The sequence below is a fragment of the Streptomyces sp. NPDC088730 genome (assembly GCF_044751215.1).
Taxonomy (GTDB): Bacteria; Actinomycetota; Actinomycetes; order Streptomycetales; family Streptomycetaceae; genus Streptomyces.
Map to the genome: position 1 here is coordinate 620384 of NZ_JBIVLK010000001.1, position 17673 is coordinate 638056.

At 71.8% G+C, this 17673-nt stretch carries 13 protein-coding genes and 3 tRNA genes; 8 read left to right on the forward strand and 8 right to left on the reverse strand.

Going from position 1 to position 17673, the window contains the following annotated elements:
- Positions 1-109: 109 nt before the first annotated feature.
- Complete coding sequence (locus ACIP89_RS02645; RefSeq protein WP_401921351.1) at positions 110-1555, reverse strand: FGGY family carbohydrate kinase; 1446 nt, start codon at positions 1553-1555, stop codon at positions 110-112.
- Between the two features lie 94 nt (positions 1556-1649).
- Positions 1650-1949 (reverse strand): YtxH domain-containing protein, encoded by a 300-nt coding sequence (locus tag ACIP89_RS02650; protein ID WP_401921350.1) that lies wholly within the window; start codon positions 1947-1949, stop codon positions 1650-1652.
- A gap of 181 nt (positions 1950-2130) precedes the next feature.
- Between ACIP89_RS02650 and ACIP89_RS02655 the strand changes: the two genes are divergently transcribed.
- The 3 genes from ACIP89_RS02655 to ACIP89_RS02665 all read left to right on the forward strand — a co-directional run bounded on the left by ACIP89_RS02655 (position 2131) and on the right by ACIP89_RS02665 (position 2602).
- Positions 2131-2203, forward strand: a tRNA-Asn gene (locus ACIP89_RS02655).
- Positions 2204-2208: 5 nt separating this feature from the next.
- A tRNA-Asn gene (locus ACIP89_RS02660) sits at positions 2209-2281 on the forward strand.
- A 244-nt stretch (positions 2282-2525) separates the two neighbouring features.
- A tRNA-Ile gene (locus tag ACIP89_RS02665) sits at positions 2526-2602 on the forward strand.
- 244 nt (positions 2603-2846) lie between these two features.
- On the opposite strand, the gene ACIP89_RS02670 is transcribed toward ACIP89_RS02665, so the two are convergent.
- The 5 genes from ACIP89_RS02670 to ACIP89_RS02690 form a co-directional block, all read right to left on the reverse strand.
- Positions 2847-3599, reverse strand: coding sequence for a FadR/GntR family transcriptional regulator (locus ACIP89_RS02670; protein WP_401921349.1), 753 nt, complete (start codon positions 3597-3599; stop codon positions 2847-2849).
- A gap of 62 nt (positions 3600-3661) precedes the next feature.
- Complete coding sequence (locus tag ACIP89_RS02675; protein WP_402112552.1) at positions 3662-4282, reverse strand: bifunctional 4-hydroxy-2-oxoglutarate aldolase/2-dehydro-3-deoxy-phosphogluconate aldolase; 621 nt, start codon at positions 4280-4282, stop codon at positions 3662-3664.
- A 73-nt stretch (positions 4283-4355) separates the two neighbouring features.
- A complete protein-coding gene (locus ACIP89_RS02680; protein ID WP_402112555.1) occupies positions 4356-5309 on the reverse strand; it encodes a sugar kinase in 954 nt (317 codons plus the stop codon).
- Positions 5306-6250, reverse strand: coding sequence for a dihydrodipicolinate synthase family protein (locus ACIP89_RS02685; protein ID WP_402112558.1), 945 nt, complete (start codon positions 6248-6250; stop codon positions 5306-5308). The genes ACIP89_RS02680 and ACIP89_RS02685 overlap by 4 nt, the downstream gene beginning before the upstream one ends.
- Before the next feature lie 9 nt (positions 6251-6259).
- Positions 6260-8020, reverse strand: a complete 1761-nt coding sequence (locus ACIP89_RS02690; protein WP_402112559.1) for an IlvD/Edd family dehydratase — start codon at positions 8018-8020, stop codon at positions 6260-6262.
- A 272-nt stretch (positions 8021-8292) separates the two neighbouring features.
- Here ACIP89_RS02690 and ACIP89_RS02695 point away from each other — a divergent pair, with 272 nt between their 5' ends.
- The 5 genes from ACIP89_RS02695 (at position 8293) to ACIP89_RS02715 (ending at position 16720) form a co-directional block, all read left to right on the forward strand.
- Complete coding sequence (locus ACIP89_RS02695) at positions 8293-9333, forward strand: substrate-binding domain-containing protein (RefSeq protein ID WP_402112562.1); 1041 nt, start codon at positions 8293-8295, stop codon at positions 9331-9333.
- A 115-nt stretch (positions 9334-9448) separates the two neighbouring features.
- On the forward strand, positions 9449-11032 hold the full coding sequence (locus ACIP89_RS02700; RefSeq protein ID WP_401922208.1) for a sugar ABC transporter ATP-binding protein: 1584 nt from the start codon (positions 9449-9451) through the stop codon (positions 11030-11032).
- Positions 11029-12063: an ABC transporter permease gene (locus tag ACIP89_RS02705; protein WP_402112564.1), complete on the forward strand. Its 1035-nt coding sequence runs from the start codon at positions 11029-11031 to the stop codon at positions 12061-12063. Before ACIP89_RS02700 ends, ACIP89_RS02705 begins: the two co-directional genes overlap by 4 nt.
- Positions 12064-12153: 90 nt before the next feature.
- Positions 12154-15879, forward strand: a complete 3726-nt coding sequence (locus ACIP89_RS02710) for a glycoside hydrolase family 2 TIM barrel-domain containing protein (protein ID WP_402112567.1) — start codon at positions 12154-12156, stop codon at positions 15877-15879.
- 85 nt (positions 15880-15964) lie between these two features.
- Positions 15965-16720: an SDR family NAD(P)-dependent oxidoreductase gene (locus ACIP89_RS02715; RefSeq protein WP_402112570.1), complete on the forward strand. Its 756-nt coding sequence runs from the start codon at positions 15965-15967 to the stop codon at positions 16718-16720.
- 15 nt (positions 16721-16735) lie between these two features.
- Here the strand turns inward: ACIP89_RS02715 and ACIP89_RS02720 are convergent, their stop codons facing one another.
- Entirely contained in the window at positions 16736-17650 is a 915-nt protein-coding gene (locus ACIP89_RS02720) for a LysR substrate-binding domain-containing protein (protein ID WP_402112573.1), read from the reverse strand.
- Positions 17651-17673 lie beyond the last annotated feature (23 nt).

Genomic DNA, 17673 nt, shown 5'->3' on the forward strand with positions numbered 1-17673 from the left:
CGCGACCGCGAACGTTTTTATTCAAGTCCAGGTCAAAAAACAGACCCGGTCCATAATTCCGCCGTCGAACGTCCTTCCGGCACCCGGGCGGGTCGCCGAAGGCAGCCTCTCAGCGCGCGGCGTCGAACGCCCCGGGGTGGATCTGGTCCCGCGTGGCCACGTACTGCTGGCGCACCGCCTTGCCGACCGGCAGCTCCTCGCCGGGATCCAGCACCTGCGCCGCCGCGTCCCGCCAGACCGGGGGAGTGCGCGGATCGAGCGTCCCCTGCGAGACCCCGAGCGCCCAGGCCGCCTGCCGGGCCGCACCCAGCGCCGCGTACTGCGCCGGCTCCGGCACGACCACCTGCGTCCCCAGCAGCATCGGCGCGAGCGCCCGCACGGCCGGCAGCTCGGCCGCGGCGCCCAGCAGGAACACCCGCCGCACCTCGACCCCGCGGTCCCGCAGCACGTTCAGCGCGTCGGCCAGCGAGCAGAGCATCCCCTCGAACGCGGCCCGAGCGAGGTGCTCCGGCTTCATCGACTCGCGCCGCAGCCCGCTCAGTGTCCCCGCGGTGTGCGGCAGGTGCGGAGTCCGCTCACCCTCCAGATACGGCAGGAGCACCAGTCCGGAGGCGCCCGGCGTCGACTTCAGCGCCAGCGACGAGAGCTCCTCCAGCCCCTCCACGTCCAGCATCTCGGCGGTCCCGCGCAGCGCGCGTACCGCGTTCGACGTGTGCACCACCGGCAGGTGCATCCCGGTCGCGTCCGCGAACGAGGTGATCATCCCGGTCGGATCGGCCAGCGCCTCGTGGTGCACCGCCATCACCGAGCCCGAGGCCCCCAGCGAGACCACGGCGTCACCGACCCCGACCCCCAGCCCGAACGCCGCCGCCATCGTCTCTCCGGTACCCGCCGAGATCAGCAGGCCCTCCGGCGTCGTCCCGGCCGCTTCGCACGGTCCGAGCACCTCGGGCAGCGCCGCCTGCCGGCCAAGGGCCAGTTCGACCAGATCCGGCCGGTAGGACTCGCTGCCCGCCGACCAGTAACCGGTCCCGGAGGCCGCGCCCCGGTCGGTGGTCCGCCGCGCCGGACGGCCCAGCAGCTGCCACACCAGCCAGTCGTGCGGCTGGAGCACGGCGGCGACCCGCTGCGCCATCTCCGGCTCGGTCCGCGCCAGCCAGCGCAGCTTCGACACCGGCTGCGCGGCCTGCGGCACCGCCCCGACCGCCTCGGCCCAGGCCTGCCGCCCGCCCAGTCCGTCGATCAGGTCGGCCGCGGCGACCTGCGCCCGCTTGTCGTTGCCGAGCAGCGCGGGACGTACGAGGTTGCCCTGGTGGTCCAGCGGCACGAGCCCGTGCTGCTGCGCGGACACACCGATGGCCTGCACGCCTTCGAGCAGCCCGCCGCCGGCCGCCTCACCGAGTGAGAGCAGCCACGCCTGCGGGTCGACCTCGGTGGCCTTCGCCTCCACGGGGTGTGCGGCGTACCCCTGGCGCAGTACGGCACCCGTGTCCGTATCGCAGACCACGATGTGCGTGAAGGCGGAAGAACTGTCCAAGCCGGCGACTATGCCCATACACAGATTCTGCCGCACCGCCGGAGCGTTCCCGCACGGCGGTGCGGCAGCTGTGGAGGGACGAGGCCTCAGGGGCCGGCCTCGGCCGCCGTCCTCAGGTGTTGCTCGTACCCCAGTCGTCCTCGCCGTTCGCCCCGCGCCCGCGCAGCGAACGCACCCGGTCCGCCACCGACGGCGGGACCTTGTCGCCGACCTTCTCGCCCACCGCGTGGGCCGCCTTCCCGGCGAACTCACGGCCGCTCTGGGCCGCCGATTCGCAGGTGTTGCGCACGGCCGGGTTCTGGGCGAACTGGCGTGCGGATTTCTTCAGCTGCTCGTAACGCTCCCGCCCGGCGCGCGTGCCGAGCACGTAACCGAGGGCCACTCCGGCGATGAACGTGAGCCGGTACCGCATGGCTGCCACCCTTCCTTCACTCCGTGCGACGTGTGCTGCTCGCCTACCCGCGGGCGTCGGAGATCACCCCGGCCGATACCGATTGGCAAAGCACCCCCCTGCTTGCGCTAATGTATGTGTCGCAGCGAACGTCCGCCGCCCGGCATCCGCCAGGCAGGTGCCGTCCGAGGCAACGCAGCAATCCCCTGTAGCTCAATTGGCAGAGCAGCCGGCTGTTAACCGGCAGGTTACTGGTTCGAGTCCAGTCGGGGGAGCGCGATCCCCTGTAGCTCAATTGGCAGAGCATTCGGCTGTTAACCGGAGGGTTACTGGTTCGAGTCCAGTCGGGGGAGCGGAACGGAAGAGGGCCCTGCGGGGTCCTTTTTCGTGTGCCCGAATCCGGTCCCCGGCGGTCCGGACCCGTGGTGCACGTGGGGCCGGCGTGACTCTTTCGCGTCAACTTCGCGTCACCCGGAACCGGGCAGGGAGCAGTGCGGTCTTCATGGTCACGAGTACCCGGGCACCCGGAGCGAGAGATCGTATGACCGGCTATGCTGCGGCAGACGGCGCGTACACATGTACGCGCCACGCCGAAACGGGGCGGTAGCTCAGCCGGTTAGAGCAGCGGACTCATAATCCGTCGGCCGTGGGTTCGAGTCCCACCCGCCCCACCACTGCAGAAACGTCGTGAGCTGCACAATTGCCGTCGCGACGCTAGCCGGGTCAGGGTATGCGCCGCCTGAGCGCCGCGGCGACCCGCCGCGGGCTCCTTCGGATGGCTCATGCCAGGACCCGCGAACGCCTGAGCGACGGCCGCTCCCGCGCGGTGATGTGACGGGCCGTATCCGCGATCGGCCCGAGTCGCACGGTGAGCCGTCCCGCAGGTGTCCGAAGGGCGGCCCATCCGGCAGGCCGGCGTCACGTCGTGCCGGCGCCGGGCGATCCGGGGCGGCCGCTGAGCGCGCAGTGGGTGCCACCCTCCAGCAGCTGCTCGACCTCGCGGTGGGCGGAGTCGACGATCGCGCGGACACAGCGTGACGCGGTCTCCGGGCGTCCGGCGGCGATGGCCTCGGCCACCTCCATGTGGCGGCGTACCGCGTCCGCGTCCACGTGGTCGGGCATCAGGGGCAGGTCGCGGCGGGCGACGAGGAGTTCTTCCGTGACCTCGGAGAGCTGGGCGAACATGCCGTTTCCCGAGGCGTTCAGCAGGGCGCGGTGGAAGGCCAGGTCCGCCGCTATGAAGCCGGGGGTGTCATCGGCGCGGGCGACCGTCTCCATCGCCTCCGCGAGCGCGACGAGCGCGTCGCGGGTTTCGGGCGGGGCGCTCACCGCCGCGAGGGCCGCGGCGGAGGGTTCCACCGCGGCCCGCAGCTCGGTGAGTTCGCGCAACTGGGCGCTGCGGAACGGGGAGGCCAGCCGCCAGCGGATCACCTGGGGGTCGTAGAGGTTCCACTCGGTCATCGGCCGCACGGTGATGCCGATGCGGGGCCGGCTGGTGACGACGCGCTTCGACTCCAGGACCCGGACCGCCTCGCGGGCCACGGTGCGGGAGACTCCGTACTGGTCCTGTACGTCCTCCAGGCGGAGCACGTCGCCCGCCCGGATCTCCTCCGCGGCGAGGGACTCCCCGAGCCGGTTGACCACCTGGCCGTGCAGTCCGTGCAGTTCCACGCCACTCCCTGTCGCTCGTTCTCGAAACGCCCGGCACCCGCCGGTGCTGCCGTCCGGTGACGTCAACGGGCTCCGGCGAGGGTGCGCAGGAGGGTGCTCACCCGGTCACCCGCGGCGCGGGCGCCGCCCGATGTCAGTGCCGACCCCATGCCGCAGGCCACCGCCCCCGCGGCGATCCATTCCGGCGCGTTGTCGATTGTCACACCTCCGGTGGGCAGTACGGGGGCCTGGGGGAGTGCGGCGCGTACGTCGCGCAGCCAGCTGGGCGAGAAGGCCGACGCGGGGAAGAGCTTCAGCGCGTCGGCGCCCTCCTCCAGGGCGTGCACCATCTCGGTCGGGGTGGTGACGCCGGGGAAGACCGGGACCCCGTAGCGGTGGCCCGTGCGGATCACCTCCGGGTGGAGGCTCGGTGAGACGAGGAAACGGGCGCCCGCCTCCACGGCCGCGCGTGCCGCGGTCGCGTCGATGACGGTGCCCGCGCCGATCAGGGCGCCCGGGCGGGTCCCGGTGAGGTGGGCCAGGGCGGTGAGGGCGCGCGGTGTGGTGAGGGCGATCTCGACGGAGTTCAGCCCGGCGTTCAGTACGGCTTCCGCGGCGGCGACGGCCTCGTCGGGACCTGTCGTGCGGATGATGCCGAACACACGCTGTGCGGTGACGGCCTGGACGGTCTCCCAGCGGTACATGGCGTTCGTACTCTCCCGTTCCGGAGTTCTGTTCCTGAGTCCTGCTGGTGAAGTCCTGCTGCTGGGTCCCGCGTCAGCGGATGACGCTCTCGGTGCCGGCGCCGGTGAACGAGGCCAGGGCGCGGTCGAGGCCGGCCCGGTCGGGCAGCCCGTCCGTATCGGTCGGGCACTGGACGACCAGGGCGGCGACCGCGGCGGCCCGGCTCAGGCAACGGGCGGTGTCGAAGCCGTGCAGCAGACCGGAGAGGAAGCCCGCGGCGAAGGCGTCCCCCGCCCCCACGGGGTCGGTGACCGGCACGTCGAAGGGGGGACGGTGGTGCGCCCCGGCGCCGCGGGTGAGGCACGTGGCGGACTTGTCGCGGTGCTTCACGACGAGCGTGCCGGGGCCGGAGTCCAGCAGGGCGGCCGGGTCCGGCACACCGAGCGCCTCCAGCTCGTCCTCGCCCGCCAGCACCACGTCCGCACGGGCCAGCAGCGGGCCGGCGGTCTCGCGCCAGCGGTCCGGCGGACCGAGCTTGTGGCGGATGTTCGGATCGAACGAGAGCACCGCGCCGGCCGCCCGCGCCAGTTCGGCCAGGCGCCAGGTCGCCCGGTGCGCGGACTCCGACAGCATCGGGGTGATTCCGGTGACGTGGACGAGACGCGCCCCCTCGAACATGCCGGGCTCCAGCTGCTCCGGCGAAAGCCGGGACGCGGCCGAGCCCGCACGCAGATACTGCACGTCGATCGCGCGCGCCGGGTGGCTGTCCCGGATGAGGACCCCGGTCGGGGCCTCCGGGTCCGTCACCGCGTACCCGGTGTCCACGCCCTGCGCGCGGAGCTGGGCCAGCACGGACCGCCCCGCCGGATCGTCACCGACGCGGCCGAGCCAGCGGACGGAGTGCCCGAGCCGGGCGAGGCCCGCGGCCGCATTGCTCTCGGCGCCCGCGACGGAGCGGCGGAAGGAGAGCGCGTGCTCCAGCGGCACGCCGGGCTCGGCCAGCAGGAGGAGCATGGCCTCGCCGCAGACGACGACTTCGGCGCTCATCGGGCCAGTTCCGGTACGAGGGGCGCGAACTCCGCGCAGAAGCGGTCGATCATGCCGAGCTCCTCCCCGTCCAGCCGGTAACCCGGTGCCCGGCAGTGCGCGGAGGCGAACCAGCCACGGCGTACGGAGATCTCCTTCTCCACGGCGATGATGAGCTCCACGTTCTGCATCCAGTACGAGAGGTAGGGCAGCATCCGGGTGTGCAGGGCGACGGCCCCGGCCTCGTCGCCGCGCTCCCACAGCTCCCAGATCCCGGTGTACAGCTCGGTGAAGGAGCAGCCCGGCTGCACGCCGGCCGCCCCTCGCCGCAGGGCGTCGGGGAGTTGCAGACCGGCGTAGCCGACCAGGGAGGGCAGCGGACGCGGACCTGCGGCCAGAGCCGCGATGAGCCGGCCGGGCGGGGCGGACTCGACCTTGACCCAGCGCAGGTTGGGGTGGTCCGCGGCCAGCCGGTGCAGCGTGGGCGCGTCCAGCGCCGTTCCGGTCTGCGCCGGGGCGTACTGCACCACGACGGGCAGCGGGTCGACGGCGGCGAGCACCTCGCGCAGATGGGCCGAGACGGCGTCCCTGGAGGGCGCGAGGAAGTGCGGCGGGAGCAGGTTGACGGCGTCGGCCCCGAGTTCGGCGGCCCGGAGCGCCTGGCGGACCGCGGAGCGGGTGGCATGGTCGGGTACGGAGATGATGGCCGCGACATCGTGACGCGGGCGGGTCCGCCGCAGCAGGAGTTCGGTGAGCAGCTCCCTCTCGTCGGGTTCGAGCTTGTGGAACTCGCTCGCGAAGCCGGGGAACATCAGCGAACCGACCCCGGCGGCGAGGACCCGGTCCACCACGGTGGCGAACCCATCCGGGTCGAGCGCTCCGTCACCGCGGAAGGGCACCTCCAGGACGGGCGAGACGCCGCGGACCAGTGTGTCGACGGGCTTGTTCGGGTGTGCGGCCATGTCGGCTCCTCAGAAGGCCTGGCGGGGCGGGGTCGAGTCGGTCGAGCCGACCAGGAAGTCGAGGTCGGCGCCGGTGTCGGCCTGCGTGACGTGTTCGGTGTAGAGCCGGGTCCAGCCACGGGCGGCGGGCGGCTCCGGCGGCCGCCACGCGGAGCGGCGCCGCTCCATCTCGGCCTCGTCGACCAGTACGTCGAGCCGTCGGCCGGGTACGTCGAGCCTGACCCGGTCTCCGGTACGGACGAGCGCCAGCGGACCACCGGCAGCCGCCTCCGGCGCCACGTGCAGCACACAGGTGCCGAAGGCCGTGCCGGACATGCGGGCGTCGGACACCCGCACCATGTCCCTGATCCCGGCGTCGAGCAGCCTCTTCGGGAGGGGCAGGTTGCCCACCTCCGGCATGCCCGGATAGCCGCGCGGTCCGGTGTTGCGCACGATCAGGACCGTTTCCGCGGTGACGTCGAGCGCGGGGTCCTCGGCGACCGCGAGGTAGTCCTCAAGGGCGTCGAAGACGAGGGCGGGGCCCGTGTGGTCCAGCAGGTGCGGTGCGGCGGCCGACTGCTTGATGACGGCGCCGTCCGGGGCGAGGCTGCCGCGGACCACGGCCGTTCCGCTCCCGGCGGGCAGCACCGGGTTGTCGAACGCCCGGATGACCTCGCGGTCGTACACCTGCGCACCCGCGCAGCCGGCCGTCAGGGAGCGGCCGGTGACCGTCACGGTGTCGTCGTGCAGGCCGTCCCGCAGGTCGTTGACGAGAGCCGGGAGCCCGCCCGCGTAGGCGAACTCCTCCATGAGGAACCGCCCGGACGGCATCAGGTCGATGAGCAGGGGGAGTTCGGCCCCGAGCCGGTCGAAGTCGTCCAGCTCCAGCGGAACGCCGAGCCGGCCGGCGATGGCGAGCAGGTGGACCACCGCGTTGGTGGAGCCGCCGATCGCCGCGTTGACCCGGATGGCGTTCTCGAAGGCGTGCCGGGTCATGATCCGTCCCGGGGTGAGGTCGCTTCCCGCGAGCGCCACGGCGCGTGCGCCGGTCTCCTCGGCGAGCGTGCCGCGCCGGGCGTCCACGGCGGGCAGCCCGGAGCCGCCGGGGAGCATCATGCCCAGCGCCTCCGTCAGACAGGCCATGGTGGAGGCCGTGCCCATGGTCATGCAGTGGCCCGCCGAACGGTTCAGGGACGACTCGAACTCGGTGAACTCCTCCTGCGATACCGTCCCGGCGCGCAGCTCCTCCGTCATGCGCCAGATGTCGGTGCCGGAGCCCACGTCCCGGCCCCTGAACCGGCCGTTCAGCATGGGGCCGCCGGTCAGCACGATGGCGGGTACGCCCGCGCTGGCGGCGCCCATCAGCGCGGCGGGGGTGGTCTTGTCGCAGCCGGTGAGCAGCACGACGGCGTCGAGCGGGTTGGCCCTGATCTGCTCCTCGATCTCCATGGCCGCGAGATTGCGGTAGAGCATCGAGGTCGGCCGGAGGAACGGTTCACCGAGGGACATCGCCGGGAATTCCAGCGGGAAGCCGCCCGCCTGGAGCACTCCGCGCTTCACGGCGTCCGCCAGGATCTGCAAATGGCCGTTGCACGGGGTCAGTTCGGAGTACGTGTTGCAGATGCCGATGACGGGGCGCCCGTCGAAGTTGTGACCTCCGCGTCCCATGGCGCGCAGGTGGTGACGGGCGATGAATCCGTTCTTGCCGCCGTCGCCGAACCAGGCGCGGCTTCTTAGCGGGCCGCCACCCGTGGTGGGAGCGGCGGCTGACGGTATCTCTGGCTCTGCCATGTGTGGCCCTCCGGTGGGTACGGCCACGAGGCACCGACGCCCGAGACCGCGCTGTGACCGTGCAAGGGGTTGCCCTGGCGACGAATTTAATGATGCTATCAAATGACGAAAGCGCGAACCCGTGGGATGCAGAGTGACGGAGCGGTGCGGTTTGTCCGCTTCCTGCCCCCTCACCCCGGCGCGCCCCGCGAACCGGCACATCGGTCCGCACCACACGACACGACCCCCGCGGCGCGATGCGCGGCGGTCGCTGCCAGCACGAAGGAGCTCCCATGTTCTGTCCGTCCCGTCGGTCCACCGCCGTCGCCACCGGCCTGCTGCTCACGCTCTGTCTGAGCACCGCGTGCTCCTCGGGCAAGGAGAGTTCCGGGGAGGACTCGGTCGGCAAGGTCGACGGCAAGATCTCCATCACGTACCTGCAGAAGCAGGGCGACCAGGAGTACTTCGTGGGCGAGGCGGCCGGTGCCAAGGCGAAGGCCAGAGAACTCGGCGTCAGCCTCAAGGTGGTCAACCTGGGCAACGACGCCAACAAGACCGTCAGCGAGGTCCAGTCCGCCGTCGCCCAGAAGGCCAAGGGCGTCATCATCGTCGTCCCCGACCCGGCGGTGGGTCCTCAGGTCGCGCAGACAGCGAAGGACGGCAAGGTCGCACTGCTGACCTCCGACGACCAGATCTGCACCACCGGCCCCGACCCGGCGATGTGCGGCAAGGACGACCTGGTGTCCCGCATCGGCTTCAGCGGCGCCCAGATGGGCACCGAGGTCGGCAAGCGCGCCGCCGCCGAGTTCAAGAAGGCCGGCTGGAAGGCCGCGGACACCCGAGTCGTCTCGGCGTGGAAGCAGGACGTCACCGTCTGCGGTGACCGCGTCAACTCGGCCAGGAAGGCCTTCGACGCGGCGGTGCCGGGCGTACGGACCATCAACGTGGCCACCGACAACACCCCCACCGGCGCCCAGGACAAGATCGCCGCGACGGTCACCGCGAACGCCAAGGTCAGGAACTGGGTCGTCTGGGGCTGCAACGACGAGAACGCCATGGGCGGGGTCACCGCTCTGCAGAACGCCGGGATCGGACCCGACCACGTCATCGGCGTCGGCCTGGGGGCCTACCTCGCCTGCAAGGAATGGCAGACCGACAAGAAGAGCGGCATGAAGGCCGCCCTCTTCATCAACGGCAAGGACGTCGGCGCGCTGGCCGTCCAGACCATGTACGACAAGCTCAAGAACGGCAAGGACTTCCCCGAGGAGGCCTTCGCCCCCACCACCATGGTCGACCACTCCACCTGGAAGAGCTCCGGCCTCAGCTGCGGCTGAACCGTCCCGCCCCGCGGCGGCCGGGCCGTGGTGGCCGCAGGGCGGCGGCACGCCCCGGACACCGGCCCCACCCCCTGACCACCCCCTGCGCCACGCCTTCGAGGTGAATCGACACATGACCAAGCCCCCGCCCCCGACAGCCGGCCCGGACCCCTCCGGCGGACCGCCCGAAGCCGCGGCTGTCAGCATCTCGGGGGTCACCAAACAGTTCGGTGCCGTGCGGGCGCTCAGCGGGATCACGCTCGACTTCCCGCCGGGTCAGGTCACCGCGCTGATGGGCGAGAACGGTGCGGGAAAGTCGACCCTGCTCAAGATCCTCACCGGGGACCACCAGCCGACCGAGGGGCACATCGTCCTCGGCGACGAGAGCGTCACCCTCGACTCCCCGGCCCGTGCGCGCGCCGCCGGCATCCGGATCATCCCGCAGGAACCGGAGATCATCCCGCACATCTCCGTCGCCGAGAACGTCTACGCGGGCGCCCTGCCCCGCAAGTCCGGCAGACGGTTCGACCGGGCGGAGCTGCGCCGCCGGATCGAGGCCGACCTGGCCCGGCTCGGCTTCGCCGGCGTCCTGGATCCCGGTCTCCTGGGCTCACAGCTCACCCCGGCGCAACGCCAGCTGGTCGAGATCATGCGCGCCCTCACCGGAGCGACGACGGCCCGGCTGATCGCCTTCGACGAACCCACCTCCTCCCTGGCGGAACACGAGGTGGAGGCCCTGTTCGCGCTGATCCGGCGGCTGCGCGACCAGGGCATCGCGATCGTCTACGTCTCGCACCGCATGCAGGAGATCTTCCGGCTCGCCGACCGCATCGCCGTGCTGCGCGACGGCAGCCTGGTCGGTGTCCAGCAGGCGGACACGACGGACGAGGCGGAACTCGTGCGCCTCATGGTGGGCCGCGACCTCTCCACCATGTTCGTGCGGCAGCGGGTGGCCACCGACCGGCTCGTCCTCGACGTCAGGCACCTCAGCACGGACGACGTCACCGACATCTCGCTCCAGGTCCACGCGGGCGAGGTCGTCGGACTGGCCGGTCTCATCGGGGCGGGCCGTTCCGAACTCGCCCTGGCCCTCGCCGGTGACCAGCCCGTCCACAGCGGCGGCGCCACCCTCGACGGCACCCCGCTGCCGAGCGGCCGGCCGGGCGCGGTGATCCGGGCCGGACTCGGACTCGCGCCGGAGGAACGCAAGGCCCAGGCCCTCTTCCTCCAGCAGTCCGTCCGGGCCAACATCTCGCTGGTCGTCCTGGACCGGCTGCGGCGCTCCCGGTTCGTCCGGCGGAGCGCGGAGCGCGAGCTCGCCCAGCACTACACCGACCGCCTACGGGTCCGCACACCGACGATCGACCACGAGGTGCGCAAGCTGTCCGGCGGCAACCAGCAGAAGGTCGTCCTGGCCCGCTGGCTGGCCCGCAAGCCGAAGGTCCTGATCCTCGACGAGCCGACCCGGGGCATCGACGTCGGGGCCAAGGCGGAGATCTACCAGATCATCGCCGACCTCGCCGCCGAGGGCGTCGCCCTGCTGGTCATCTCCTCCGAACTCACCGAACTCCTCGGCCTCGCGGACCGGGTCGTCGTCATGCAGGAGGGCCGCATCACCGGCGAGCTGAACCACGACGAGGCCACCGAGGAATCCATCCTCGCGCTCGCGATGGCCGACGACATCATCAGCACCAGCACCCCCGGAGCCACGTCATGACCACCACCACCGCCCCCTCCCCAGCGGTCAAGGAGCCGTCGGAAGACCCCGGCTCCTCCCGGCCGAGGCTGCTCTCCCGCGTCAGCGGGCAGAACATCAGCCTCGTCGGCGCGCTGATCCTGGTACTCGTCCTGTTCGGGATCCTCAACGACAACTACCTGAGCCTGTCCAACATGCAGGTCATCGCAGAGGCCGCCACCATCACCGGTCTCCTCGCGATCGTGCAGACCGTCGTGATCATCTGCGGCGGCCTCGACATCTCGGTCGGCTCGCAGACCGGGGTGGCCTCCGTCGTCAGCGCCATGGTCTTCACCAGCACCAACACCAACGCCTTCCTCGGCATGGCCGCGGCCATCGGCGTCGGCCTGCTCACCGGCGTACTCAACGGGCTGATCATCGTCTACGGCCGGGTCAACCCCACGATCGCCACCCTGGCGGGGCTCGCCGCCTACAAGGGGCTCGCCCAGCTCCTGTCCGACGGGCGGGCCCAGGGCTACGTGCTCAACGACGACTTCTTCGTCTTCCTCGGCCGGGGCAAGATCGCCGGTCTCCCGGTCATGGTCTGGATCCTCATCGTCGTCGCCGTACTCGTCCACCTCCTGCTGCGGTACACCGACGTCGGCCGCAACATCTACGCGATCGGCGGCAACGACACCGCCGCCCGCCTCGCCGGTATCAACATCAACAAGTACCTGATCTGCGTCTACGCCCTCATCGGCGTCGTCGCCGCCGTCGCCGGCATCCTGCTGACCGCCCGCACCGGCTCCGGCCAGCCCACCTCCGGCAGCGAGGGCCTCGAACTCAAGGCCATCACCGCCGCCGCCCTGGGCGGCGCCGCGCTCAAGGGCGGCAAGGGCGGGATCGGCGGCACCCTGCTCGCCGTCGCCCTGCTCGGCTGCCTGGAGAACGGGCTCACCGTCCAGGGCATCAACACCTTCTGGCAGAACGTCGCCCAGGGCGCCCTCCTCGTCATCGCCGTCGTCATCCAGCAGCGCCGCAGCGGCGAACGCGCGGTCGGGCTCCCCAGCTGAGCGGCCCGGTGAACCCCCCGATGCCCATCCCCTCACCAGTTCACGAACAACCCATCCCAGCAGCAGCCAAGTGGAGAAGAAGGGCCTGACGTGACGCTCCCTCACCGCCGTAAGCCTTCCGACTGCCCGGACACCGACCGGCCGGCCGACGGGTTCAGCCGTCGCAGCGCGCTGAAGAGTCTGGCGGCCGCCGGATTCCTCGCCGTCGCGGGCAACGTCTTCCTCGCCGCGCCCGCCCATGCCGCCGCGGCCCCGCCCGTGATCCCGCCGCTGCCGGAGACCGTCTCCGGAGTGCGTACGCCGCTCGTTCCCATCACCTCGGGATGGCGCTGGACGTCCAGTCCCCCGGCCTCGTTCTGGACCCCCGGCACCGACACGTCCTCGTGGCACCCGCTCGACGTGCCGGGCGAACCCGCCCTCCAGGGCGAGACGGTGCCCTCGGACACCGAGTGCGCCTACGCGGTGAAGATCGCTGTCCCGGCGGACTTCACCGGCAAGCGCGTCATGCTCCGCTTCGACGGCGTGTACAACTACGCCCGGCTGTGGGTCAACGGCACCGCCGTACGCACCCACGACGGCGGGTTCACCACCTGGTACGCCGACATCACCGCCCTGGTCACGCCCGGCCGCGAAGCCCTCGTCACGCTCGGCGTCACCGACCGGGCCACCAGCATCGCGGGCCAGTCCGACTACGCGCACCACATCATCGGCGGCGTCCTGCGCGACGTGACGCTGGTGGCCCTCCCCGCCGCGCACCTGACCAGGCTGCACGCCGACACGGCCTTCGACAGCGCGTACAAGGACGCCACGCTCACCGTGACCGCGGCCGCCGCGCTCCAGTCCGGCCAGAGCGGAACGGCCCGGCTCACCCTCACCGACCCCGCGGGCAAGCCCGTACCGCTTACGCCCTCGAAGATCACCCTGACGGACAAGGCCCCGCAGAGCCAGGCCGTGATACCGGTCAGGGCCCCGCTCAAGTGGGACGCGGAACACCCCCACCTGTACACCCTGTCGGCCGAGTTCACCGCCGGGGGCGTGACGCAGACGGTGACCCGGAAGATCGGGTTCCGGCAGGTCGAGGCCAAGGGCAACCAACTGGTCGTCAACGGGAAGCCGGTACACCTGCTGGGGGTCTGCCACCACAGCATCACCGAGAAGCAGGGCCGTTCGACGAACCCGGCGATGGAGGAGCAGGCCGCCCGCCTCTACAAGGAGGCGAACTGCAACTTCATCCGTACCTCGCACTACCCGCCGACCCCGGCGCTGCTGGACTGGGCCGACCGCCTCGGGCTCTACGTGGAGGTCGAGTCGCCGGTCTGCTTCCAGCAGGCCACCGTTGACGATCCCGCCTACACCGAGCAGTACACGACCCAGTTCGCCGAGATGATCGAGCGCGACCGCAGCCACGCCTCCGTGATCGAGTGGTCCGTCGGCAACGAGAGCGGCATGGGGCGCAACTTCGCCGCGGAGAACACCTACGCCCACGAGACCGACCCGTCCCGCCCGACGCTCTTCGAGGACATGGGCCAGAGCAACGGGGGCAACCAGACCGACATCTACAGCGGCCACTACCCCAGTCTCCAGAACGCCAACGGGAACGCGAAGCAGCCCATCCAGTATGGCGAGTTCGCCCATGTGCCCTGCTACAACGTGGGCACGCTCAGGGAGGACCCCGGGGTGCGCGACTTCTGGGGGCACAGCATCGCGAAGCTGGCGGAGAAGTTCCGCACCACCGACGGCGTCGTGGGCGGTGCCATCTGGGCGGCCATCGACGAGGTGTTCCACCTGGACAACGGGCCGGTCGGCTACGGCGAGTGGGGCGTCATCGACCTGTGGCGGCGGCGCAAGCCCGAGTTCTGGCTCACCCAGAAGGCCTTCTCCCCGGTGCGGATCGACGACGGGGTGCTCACCGGCCTGACCCCGGGACGCGCCATCGCGGTGCCCGTCAAGAACTGGTACGACCACAGCAACCTCGGTGAGCTGGACGTCAGCTGGCGGCTCGGCGCCAGGTCGGGCACCCTCCGGGGCATCGACATCGCGCCCCGGAGCAGCGGCACGCTCACGGTCCCGGCCGGTGCCTGGTCAACGGGCGACGCCCTGCGGCTCACCTTCCGGCGCGGCTCGGCCCTGGTGGACGAGTACCGGCTGTGGCTCAACACCCGGGCGGAGCCGTCCTTCCCCTCGGACAGCGGTACGGCGCCCACCGTCGGCGAGACCGCGGACACGATCACCGTCAAGGGCGTCGACGCCCCGTTCACGGTGGTGTTCGACAAGCACACCGCACGGCTCACCGAGGCGTACGCGGACGGCACCAGGATTCTCAGCGGCGGCCCGGACCTGGTGATCTCGCGTGCCGTTCCCGGCCGGTGGGCCGGCACGTCCGCGACCGTGACCACGGCCGGCGGCCAGGTGTCCGTCACCCTCAAGGGGCGGTTCGGCACCATCGGCACCACCGTCAAGGTGACCGTGAGCCCGCGCGGCCTGCTGACGACGGCCTACACGCTCGCCAACCCGCCCTCCGGCCAGATCAGCGACGTCGGCGTCCGGTACGTCCTCGCCGACGGCACGGACACCCTGAGCTGGCAGCGGGACGGGCAGTGGACCGCGTACCCCGACGACCACATCGGACGGACCTCCGGCACGGCGACCAGGAGCCGGGGCTCCGGGACCGACGGCTACCGCACCCGGCCGGACTGGTCCTGGGGGCAGGACACCCACAGCTACTTCCTGTTCGGCAAGGACAGCACCGCCCACTGGACCAACGACTTCCGCAGCACGAAGGCGGGGGTGCGGATCGCCAGGGCCACAGCGGGTGCCGGAGGGGCGGGCGTACAGGTCGAGTCCGACGGCACCGACTCGGTCCGCCTCGCGCCCGTGGAGCCGGACCTGATCGACGACGCCTCCGCCGCGATCGTCTACACGGGCGACTGGACCCACGCGGACGCGAGCGCCGACTACACCGCCGGTGACCTGTTCGGCACGGAGTCCTTCACCGACGCGGCCGGAGCGGCGGCGGAACTGACGTTCACGGGCACCGGAGTCGGGCTCTACTCCGCCAGGGCGGACAACCTCGGCATCGTGAAGATCTCGGTGGACGGCAAGCTCGCGGAGACCGTGGACCTCTACGGAACGGGCAAGACCCCGGCCCAACTCGTCTTCCGGAGCGCGCAGCTGACGTACGGCCGGCACACCGTCAAGGTGGAGTGCACCGGCACCAAGAACGCCGCCTCCAAGGGCGCCCATGCCCTCGTCGACGCCTTCCAGGTCGTGAACCCGGTCATCGACGACGCCTCGGACAGGGTCCTCTACACCGGGTCGTGGACGCACGCGGACTCGGCCGAGGCATGGACGAGCGGCGACCTCGGGCGGACCGAGTCCTTCAGCAGCACCGCGGGTGACACCGCGACCGCCACGTTCTGGGGCACCGGCGTCCGCTTCATCTGCCCCAAGGGCCCGAACCAGGGGATCGCCGAGGTCTCCGTCGACGGCGGAGCCGTCACCGAGGTGGACCTCTACGCGACGGAGAAGCGGTTCCAGCAGCGCGCGTTCGAACGCACCGGGCTGGCCGAGGGCGAGCACACCGTCACCGTCCGGGTGACCGGCCGCAAGAACGCGTCCGCGTCCGGCGCCCATGTGGTGCTCGACGCGTTCGAGGCGCTGACCGGCGACGCGTTCCCGCTCCGGGCTCCCGGCGTCGGCCTGATCGTCAGCGCCCGCCTCAACTACCCCGACCTCGCCTGGGGCAACTACATCGACCCCGCGATCACGCTTCCGGCCGGCTGGAGCGGCACGGCACGGGTGCGGCTGCTGCCCTGACAGCCGGCCGCGCCGCGTCACCGGCAGGTCTGGTTTCGTTAGCTGATCCGACGGCATCCGCCTCGCGCGGAAGGAGAGGACCGACATGATCGACCTGACCGACGACGTGGTGCTGGTCACCGGTGCGGCCCGCGGCATCGGTGCCGCCGTCGCCACAGCGGCGGCGGCCGCCGGTGCCCGGGTGGGTCTGCTGGACATCGACGGGGACGGCGCGCGGCGGACCGCGCGCCTCATCGGTCCGGCCGCCAGCTGGGCCGAGTGCGACATCACCAGCGAGGGCCAGGTCCAGGACGCGGTGACCGCCCTGGGCAGGGAACTCGGCCCGGCGACCGGGCTGGTCAACAACGCGGGACGCAACTCCTACGCCGACGTGGTCACCATGACCACCCAGCAGTGGGACGAGGTGTTCGGCGTCGACCTGAAGGGAGCCTGGCTGATGGCGCGGGCCGTCCTGCCCGGCATGACGGACCGGGGGCGCGGCGCGATCGTCAACATCGCCTCCATGCACGCCACGATGACCTGCCCCGGCATGTTCCCCTACGCCTCGGCCAAGGCGGGGCTGGTGGGGCTGACCCGCAGCATGGCCCTTGAGGTGGGGCCCCGGGGCGTCCGGGTCAACGCGGTCAGCCCCGGCTACATCGAGACCGACCTGCTGGCCGAGTACTTCGAGCAGGAGCGGCCCGAGGTCCGCCGGGAAGCGGAGTCCAAACACATCCTCGGCCGCCTCGGCACCCCGGAACAGGTCGCCTCCGTGGTCGCCTTCCTGCTGTCCGACGCCGCGGGATTCGTCACCGGCGCGGACTGGGCCGTGGACGGAGGTGTGTCCGCCAGGTTCGCCTGATCCGGCCGAGAGACCTCAGCCGCGCCCCTTCCTGCTTCCGGCGGCATCACCGGAGGCCGGGGAGGGGCGCAGCACCGTCAGCAGGGCGGTGGCGGCGGGCGTGGGGTTGAACGCGCTCCAGGCCAGGTACTCGATCCGGACCGGCCCGTCCGTCACGGGGACGGCGGCCGTGGACGCGTCCGGGGCCAGGATCGCGGGCGGCAGCAGGGCGACCGCGAGGTGCTGCCCGACGAGGTCGAGGATCAGTCCGGCGGACATCGACTCGAAGGTCACGTCGCGCCGGATGCCCGCCGCCTCGAACGCGAGATCGCTCTGCGCGCGCCCGGGAGTGCCGGCCGGGAAGTCGACGAACGTCTCGCCCTCCAGATCGGCCAGGCGCAGCCGGCGCCGCCCGGCCAGGCGGTGTCCGGCGGGAACGACCGCCACGAGCCGCTCCCTGGCCAGTTCGAGCGTGCGGATACCGGCGGGGGCGGCGCTCGTCGCCGGCAGGCCCAGCACGGCGAGGTCCACCGTGCCCGCTTCCACGGCGGAGGCGAGCTCGTCGCTGCCCGCGGTGCGCAGGGTCACGCGGACGGCGGGGTGGGCGTGGTGGAAGGTCCGCAGCGCCCCCGGGATGTCGAGGGCGGTGACGGTCGGGATGACGCCGAGGGCGACCGGCCCGCGCAGCTCCCCGACGGCCGCCGTGGCGTCGGCGGCCGCCCGCCCGGCGGCCTCCACACTGACCCGGGCGGCGGGCAGGAACGCCTCGCCCGCCGCCGTCAGCTCGACCCGTCTGCTGGTCCGCGCGAACAGGCGCACCCCGAGTTCGTCCTCCAGGGCCTTGATCTGGTGGCTCAGCGCCGACTGGACCACGTAGCACCGCTCGGCGGCGCGCGTGAAGTTCCGGGTCTCTGCCACGGCCAGCACGTACCGAAGTTGACGGAGTTCCATCCATCAATCTTCTCTCACGATCA